The organism is Haematobacter missouriensis, assembly GCF_000740775.1.
GTDB lineage: Bacteria > Pseudomonadota > Alphaproteobacteria > Rhodobacterales > Rhodobacteraceae > Haematobacter > Haematobacter missouriensis.
This window is the reverse complement of the sequence record NZ_JFGS01000085.1, coordinates 1-1,946: the sequence shown is the minus strand read 5'-3', so window position 1 is coordinate 1,946 and position 1,946 is coordinate 1. Positions and strand designations below refer to the sequence as shown.

Sequence of the window (1,946 nt, the reverse complement as noted above, 5' to 3'; positions counted from 1 at the left end):
TGGTGCTGGAGAGAGGTGCGGCTGGCCACCAATCCGAGTGTCGTGACACGGAGCACTGGGCGGTGCGCCGTCGGCTACAAACACCTTCTGGTGGGCCCGTCGTCACTGGCTCGGGGGACGCAATGCCCCAATCCAAGTGTATTCGGGACCGCCTTTACGATGCCCCCACGGCCAGACATGGGCAAGGTCGCTTACTGCACATTCTGGGAGGGCAAGTCCACTCTGGCAGGAGGCAATGATAACTCACCCCCGCGCTATGGCATCACCGGTTCCGGGACGCCCCCTGTCAGCACCACAAACCCCAACAGCTACCAAAACTGTGGGCAGATGCTCCTCGCTCAGCAGCTCGCCGTTCTGGTTCCGGGCATCCATGCAATCGTCAACGCTTCGGAAGCGGGGCGCGGGGTCTGGGCTGGATCGAGAAACCTGCTCAGGATGCAGGCCGAAATCGACCAGCTCAAAAGCATGATCGCCCTGTCTGGCAACGACTTCACCGTTCTGCTTTTCAATGAGGCGGTCAACGCGGGGAGCACCACCGAGACGCTTGCCTCCGTCCTTCGCGGTGGCGCGCCTGGGCAGTTGATGTATTTCGACCAGATCGTTCAGCCCGGTTACCGCCTCGTCAATGCAACCGCTCGCGGTCAACAAGCCGCGACGGTCAATGTGGCTACGGATCAATTCATCCAGTCGGCCATCCAATTTCACGCAGAAGGTGGGGTAACGGGGGTACTGGCGCTGACCCGGATGGACCTGCGGGATACCCCGGAGAGCTTGGTCGGCAACATAACGGCTCACCCCCGGCAAGACGTCGTCAATGGTGCCGTCCTGCAGGCCTCGATAACCGGCATGGACATCGCGGCGGCATTCGGCGCTGGCCCGGGTATCCCCTATTTCGGCCAAGCGCGGTTCGGCAATGCCGCAAGAACTGAAATCATTGTCCCTGTGGTTGCGGCCAACGGTGGGGCTATCTCCGCAATCAGACCCGACAACATCTCCGGGTTTCTCGTCATGGATACCGCCGCTGGGACCACTAGCTCGTATATCCGCGTCACGCTGTCGGGAAATCAACTCAAGATCGTACACCCGGAGGGCGCAGCATTTGCTGCAACATCGAGGGTCCGTCTCACCCCCAGCCTTTACCACAGTGCGGGGGGATACTTCCAAAACTGGCCGGGCAATGGGCAGCCCGGCGCCACGGTAATGAACAATGCCGGGGATCAGACGGTATTCGAGGGGATTGTGTGGGAGGCATATCCTCAAGGGCTATTTTCCTATGGCCTCCCAGTGATGGGGCAGGTCAACGACGACGGCCTGTATTTGCCGGTCTACGACAAGGCGGTCCTTGCTTACACCCCCTGATGTGCCTTGCGCCTGCCAACTGCCCAAAGCGCTGCCGTCCCGGCCAGTAGGAGCGGGGCGGCGGCGGGTAGGGGGACAGGAGAGGGCGTCACATCGACAGTCCATGTTCCCGGACCATAGCTACGGGCATCATCCGTATAATCGTAACCGTCGGGACCAAATGAACGAGGGTCGGTAGACCCACCAGTAGCGGAGTCACCCCACCACCTGACGACAGACAGGTCAGAGCCAAAGGTAATGTCCAGTCTGGAGTAAAATCCAATGGGCGAGTAAAGAAATACCATAGATGGGTCGTAGGAGACTATGCCAACGACGCTCCAGTCTGGATAGCTACCTTCATCCCAAGAAACTCGACCGGAATATATCTCTCCGTCTGCCGTTGTGAATGAATATAATCCTCGGGTGTAGCCCGATACATCTGGAAATAGAGTCTCTGCGTATATCGTGGCTCCCGCCAGTGATCCTCCAGGAAGCAGCGATTCGTCAATAGTGAGCCCGCCAATCAGATATCCGTAAATCCCGCCAGTTTCGTTGTAATACATCATCTGGCCTTTATAGTCGTAGCGGATAATCGCCGCCTCAGCCTG

General features: G+C 58.9%; 2 protein-coding genes. One reads left to right on the top strand and one right to left on the bottom strand.

Annotated elements, in window-relative coordinates:
• Positions 1-177 precede the first annotated feature (177 nt).
• The gene (locus CG51_RS18695) at positions 178-1,359 is read left to right on the top strand and encodes a hypothetical protein (RefSeq protein WP_143412957.1); all 1,182 of its coding nucleotides are present in this window, start codon (positions 178-180) and stop codon (positions 1,357-1,359) included.
• Here CG51_RS18695 and CG51_RS20640 read toward each other — a convergent pair.
• On the bottom strand, positions 1,347-1,946 hold a 600-nt coding region (locus tag CG51_RS20640; protein WP_211254219.1), incomplete at its 5' end, for a hypothetical protein. The two genes, CG51_RS18695 and CG51_RS20640, sit on opposite strands and share 13 nt — an antisense overlap.